The sequence below is a fragment of the Hyalangium sp. genome, from assembly GCF_035629615.1.
In the GTDB taxonomy this organism is placed as follows: domain Bacteria; phylum Myxococcota; class Myxococcia; order Myxococcales; family Myxococcaceae; genus Hyalangium.
In genome coordinates, this window is record NZ_DASPHO010000456.1 from 1 (window position 1) to 6,134 (window position 6,134).

Below are 6,134 nucleotides of genomic sequence, written 5' to 3' on the forward strand. Positions count from 1 at the left end.
AAGCCAAGGTAGGAACCCCCCCCAAGCCCGACAACCCGGCCACCCATCCAACCGGGTCGGGTTTCCAACACCCAACGGTTCGCGGTGGCCCGGTCTCCCCGGCGACCCCCGCTGACCACCTCGTCCTCCATGGAGCCACACCGCTCCGCTGGCCCCTTCACCCGCTCCAGCAGCTTCTCGAAGTGCTCCACCTGTCCTTCAGTGTCCAGCCGGAGCTGGGTCCCCAGGTAGGAGAAATGGTGATTCAGGGGTAAGGGTCGCTCCGCGGACTGACTCCTGGGGGGGTATGCAGCAGATTCTTCAGTGGATGACGGTGGCGATCTTGTGCTGCGCCGCAGGGGCGCAGTCAAAGGAGGCGAGACAGGACAAGCGGCTCGTGGAGTCGCAGACGGCCTTCAACGAGGCGGTGGCGCTGTACGAGGCGGGCAAGTACGCCGACGCGATTGCGCGGGGGGAGCGGGCGCTGGTGCTGCGCGAGGCGGTGCTCGGGGGCAAGCATCCCGAGGTCGCCACGTGTCTGGACGTGCTCGGGTACTTCCGCGTGCTCGTGGGAGATTATGCCCGGGCAGAGCCGCTGCTTCAGCGCGGGCTCGAGATTCGGGAGGCAAGCCTCGGCAAGGAACACGCCGACGTGGCCACGTCGCTCGACCACCTCGGGAGCCTCTACAAGCTTCAAGGCGCGTACGGCCGAGCCGGGCCCCTCTACGAGCGCGCTCTCTCCCTTCGAGAGGCACGCCTCGGCAAGGCTCACCCCCATGTGGGTATCTCGCTCAACAACCTGGGGCTCGTCTACGCGGAGCAGGGGCAGTACGCGCGAGCCGAGCCGCTCTATCAGCGTGCGCTCGCCGTCCGGGAAGCAGCTCTGGGCAAGAGCCACCCAGAGGTCGCGCAGACGCTGAACAACCTGGCCAACCTCTCCCTGGCCCAGGGGGCATACGCGCGGGCCGAGCCACTCTACGAGCGTGCCCTCGCCATCTCAGAGGCGGCCCTCGGCAAGGAGCACCCCGACGTCGGGCTGCCTCTCAATAACCTGGCCTTGGTTTACAAGGCCCAGGGGCTCTACACGCGGGCCCGGCCGCTCGCCGAGCGCGCGCTCGCCGTTCAAGAAGCGGCGCTAGGCAAGAACCATCCCCTCGTTGCCTCCGCGCTCAACAACCTCGCCATCCTGTATGTGGCCGAGGGGCTGGAGGACAAGGCCGAGCCCCTCTATGAGCGTGCGCTCGCCATCAGTGAAGCGGCGCTGGGCAAGAACCACCCCGCAGTCGCCCAGACGCTGAACAACCTTGCCGGCCTTCACAAGGCCCGGGGGAAGTTCGCGCGGGCCGAGCCGCTCTATGAGCGCGCGATCGCCATCAGTGAAGCGGCGCTGGGTAAGAACCATCCGGACGTCGCTGCCGCGCTCAGCAACCTGGCCAGCCTCTACTCGGCCCAGCGGGACTACGCGCGGGCCCGGCCGCTCGCCGAGCGCGTGCTCGCCCTTCAGGAGGCGGCGCTGGGCAAGAACCATCCCGACCTCGCCACCGGGCTCGACAACCTGGGCGGACTCTACGCGAGCCAGGGGCTGTACGCTCAAGCCGAGCCGCTGCTCCAGCGTGCGCTCGCGATTCGGGAGGCTTCGCTGGGCAAGAGCCACCCGGACGTCGCCCTCTCGCTCAATAACCTTGCCACCTTCTACGCGAACCAGGGTTCGCACGCTCGGGCCGAGCCCCTCGCCGAGCGCGCGCTGGCCATTCGGGAAGCGGTGCTGAGCAAGAGCCATCCGGAGGTTGCCGACTCACTCAGGCGCCTCGCTGACATCTACAAGACCCAGGGCACGTACGCGCGGGCCGAGCCCCTCCTCCAGCGCGCGCTCGCCATCTATGAGGGAGCGCTGGGCAAGAACTCTCCCGGCGCCGCCAAAGCGCTGGATGATCTCGGAAGGCTCTACCTGGCCCAAGGACTGTACGCGCGGGCCGAGCCCCTCCTCCAGCGCGCGCTCGCGACTCGGGAAGAGGTGCTCGGCTCGACCCATCCCGATGTCGCCGCCTCGCTCATGGGCCTGGCCAACCTCTACACGCTCCAGGGACTGTACGCGCGGGCCGAGCCGCTCTTTCTGCGCGCCCTCCCCCTCTACGAAGCGGCGATGGGCAAGAATCATCCCAACGTCGCCTCCGCGCTCAACAACCTCGCGGGTCTCTACAAGGACCAGGGGTTGTATGACCGGGCCAGGCCTCTCTACGAGCGCGCGGTCGCTATCAACGAAGCGGCGCTGGACAAGAACGACCCCGACCTCGCTGCGGCGCTCAACAACCTGGCGGGCCTCTACCAGACCCAGGGGATGTACGCGCGAGCCCAGCAACTCTACGAGCGCGCACTGGCCATCACGGAGGCGGCGCCGGGCAAGAAACACCTCGCAGTCGCCCAGACGCTGGGCAACCTCGGCCTGGTCCACGCGGACCAGGGGCTGTACGCGCAGGCCGAGTCTTTCTACCAGCGCGCCCTTCCCATCTATGAAGCGACGGTGGGCAAGGAGCATCCGGACGTTGCCGCTACGCTCAACAACCTGGCCAACCTCTATCTGACTCAAGGACTGTATGCGCGGGCCAGCCCCCTCCACGAGCGCGCGCTCGCCATCTACGACGTGGCGCTGGGCAAGAACCATGTCCGCTATGCCCAGGTGCTCAACAACCTGGCATTGGTCTACAAGAACCAGGGGTTGTACGCGCGGGCCGAGCCGCTCTACCAGCGCGCACTCGCCATCTCGGAGGCGGCCGTCGGGGAGAAGTCGCTCGATGCCGCCCGAGCACTCAACAACCTCGCCGCCCTCTACACGGCCCAGGGGCTGTATGCGCGGGCCGAGCCGCTCTTGCTGCGCACGCTCTCGATTCGGGAAGCGGCGCTGAGCAAGAACCATCCCGAGGTTGCCACCACGCTCAGCAATCTGGGCCTCCTCTACACGGAGCAGCAGGCATACAGCCGCGCCGAGCCGCTCTACGAGCGCGCGATCGCCGCTCAAGAAGGGGCGCTCGGCAAGAACTCGCCCGAGCTCGCCCAGTCCCTCAACAACCTCGGTATCCTCTATATGTACCAGGGGATGCATAAGCGGGCCGAGCCGAACTTTCAGCGTGCGCTCGCGATTCGGGAAGCAGCGCTGGGCAAGAACCATCCGGACGTGGCCCAGACGCTCAACAATCTCGCCATCGTCTCCGCGCTCCAAGGGTCTACCGGTCAGGCGGAGGATCTCCTCGAGCAGGTTATCGCCATCAACGAAGCGGCGCTGGGCAAGAACCATCCCGATGTCGCCCGAGCGCTCCGCACGCTCGCCCAGCTGCGCCTGGCCCAGCGACGCTTCCCCGAGGCCTTGCAGCTCTTCAGGCGCTCATTCACCATCGCTGAGCGGCGCCTGCGCCGGGAGGCGCTGGACTTCTCCGAGGAGCGGCTGAGCAGCTTCCTGCAGTACCTGCGCACCGACGAGGAGCTGCTCTACGGGCTGCTGCGCCAGCGCTCCGATGATGCCGACGTAAGCCGCCTGGCGCTCAGCGTCGCGCTGCTGCTCAAGGGCCGCTCCGTGGCGGAGACAGCGGACACCTCCCGCACCGTCTACCGGAACCTGAGCGGAGGGGACCGGGACACCTTCGAGCAGCTGCGCGGGCTGCGCACCCAGCACGCCGCTCTGGCCTTCCAAGGCCGCGGCGCGCTGCCCCCTGCGGATTATGAACAGCGCCTGAAGGAGCTCGGCGAGCTGGGCGACGCGCTCGAAGCAGACCTGGCCAAGCGCTCGGCACCTCTGCGCGCGCTGACCGCGCTGCCGGCTCCCGCAGAGATCGTCGACCGCGTCGCCGGGGCCCTCCCCACAAACAGTGTCCTCGTAGAGTTCGTCGCTTACGTGGACCGTTTCTTCAACGTGAAGCCCGGCACGCCTCTGTCAAAGTTCCCCAGCGAGCTTCGCTACCTGGCGCTGGTGCTGGAACCGGATGGGGACATCCGCACCGTGGACCTGGGGCCAGGCGCGCCCATTGACGCCGCGGCCTCACGGCTGCGAAACGCGCTGGCCAACCGGGATGCCGGCTTCCAGGCCTCGGCCCAGGCGCTCTACCGGCTCGCGTTCCAGCCGCTGCTGCCGGCGCTGGGAGACACCCGCCGCCTGTTCCTCTCGCCGGATGGGCAGCTCGGCCTGGTCCCTTTCGCCGCCCTCCACGATGGCCGCCGCTTCCTCGTGGACTCCTTTGAGTTGAGCTACCTCACCTCGGGCAAGGACCTGCTGCCACGCCCCAAGGATCCAGATCCTGCCACCTCAGTCGTCGTCTTCGCCGACCCGGACTTCAGCGCTCCCGTTCGAGCACCTGCCGCCTCGCCGGCGACCGTGCCTGTGGCGCCCGATCGCTCCCCTGCGGTGGAGCACGCCTTCTCGACGTTGAGGGCGGAGCTGGCGGAGCGGCCGTGGACGCCGCTGCCCGGCACGCGCCAGGAGGCGGAGGCCATCCAGCGGCTGATACCGCGGGCACAGCTCTTCCTGGGCTCCCAGGCCACCAAGGAGCGGCTGCTGCAGGTGCCGACTCCTGGAGTGCTGCACGTAGCCACCCACGGCTTCTTCCTGGAGGATGCGCCGGTGCCCAAGGACTCCCGCGCCGTGGGCCACTTCGGTGCTCTGGGACAGGAGGCCCTCGCACCCAGCCTTCCAAATCCTCTGATGCGCTCGGGACTGGTGCTGGCTGGCGCGCTCGCTGGACCCAGCGGATCTGACACCGCCAGGGCCGGGCCCGACAGCACGATGGTGACAGCGCTGGAGCTTGCGGGTCTCAACCTGTGGGGCACCCAGCTGGTGGTGCTGTCGGCGTGCGACACGGGCAGAGGGGACGTGAAGCTGGGGCAAGGGGTGTACGGGCTGCGGCGGGCCTTCGTGGCAGCCGGGGCGGAGACGGTGGTGATGAGCCTGTGGAAGGTGAATGACGACACCACCTGGCAGCTGATGGAGGCGTTCTACCGCAACCTGCTCTCAGGGATGAACCGAGCCACGGCGCTGCGGGCGGCCATGCGGGCGTTGCGTCAGAGCCGGCCCCACCCCCACTACTGGGCGCCCTTCATCTCCGTGGGCCAGGACACCCCCTTGCGGGTGCTGGCCTCCAGCTCCCCAACGGGGCCGTAGGTGGATTCTCTGCATCATTCGCCAGCTCGCCGGCTCTCCACGGTGGTGGGCCACCTGGCCGAGCCTTTGATATGAGCTCAACCGCCCTTGGGAGTACCGCTCCGTGAGACATCCCTCTGCGCGACTGCCTCACCGAGCCCTCACCCTCTGTCTCGTCCTGGGCGCTGGCACCTACGCCCCCCTCCCGCTGCTCCGCACCGAGGCCGTGGCTGGCACCTCGCCCTCCGGCCCCTCCGCGGCTTCAGGCTCGGGCGAGAAGTCCGCACATGACTTCACCTCCCTGCGCACCTTCACCAAGGTCCTCCTCTACGTGAAGGACAACTACGCAGTCCCTGAGCGCATCAAGCCGAAGCAGATGCTGGTGACGGCGCTGCGGTATGTGGAGATAGTAGTCCTGGACGTCATCGTCGACGGCAACGCCGATTCCGCAAGGATCAAGGTCACCGCCGGCTCTGAGGCGCGCGAGTTCGACATCTCACACGTGACCTCACTCTGGAAGCTGTCCTTCGTGCTGAAGGAGATCTTCCAGTTCATGAGCGAGAACATGCGGCCGATGGAGGACACGCGGGCGGTGGAGTACGCCGCCATCAATGGGATGCTCTCCACGTTGGATCCGCAGTCCATCCTCTTCCGCCCCGAGCTGTACTCGGATCTGAAGAAGACCATCAAGGGCGTCTACGGCAGCATCGGCATCATCCTCCAGCTCCAGGAGGGAAACCTCATCGTGAGGACCGTCCTTCCCGAGATGCCCGCCGCCAAGGCCGGCCTCCAGAAGGGCGACTGGATCACCAAGATTGGCGACGAGTCGATGGTGAGCATGGAGCTCAGCGAGGCCATCTCCAAGCTGCGCGGTCCGGTGGGCAGCAAGATCGTCATCACCGTGAAGCGCAAGGGTTGGGACAAGCCGCGGGTGATGACGCTCAACCGGGCGATGATCTCGATCGAGAGCGTGCAGCACAAGATGCTGGCCGGCAACGTCGGCTACGTGCGGCTGAAGAACTTCCAGGGC

Annotated in this window: 2 protein-coding genes; both read left to right on the forward strand. The window is 67.5% G+C overall.

Going from position 1 to position 6,134, the window contains the following annotated elements:
- Nucleotides 1-286: 286 nt before the first annotated feature.
- Complete coding sequence (locus VD972_RS23435) at nt 287-5,125, forward strand: tetratricopeptide repeat protein (protein WP_324990559.1); 4,839 nt, start codon at nt 287-289, stop codon at nt 5,123-5,125.
- Nucleotides 5,126-5,228: 103 nt separating this feature from the next.
- A partial coding sequence (locus VD972_RS23440) for a PDZ domain-containing protein (RefSeq protein WP_324990561.1) occupies nt 5,229-6,134 on the forward strand: 906 nt, incomplete at its 3' end.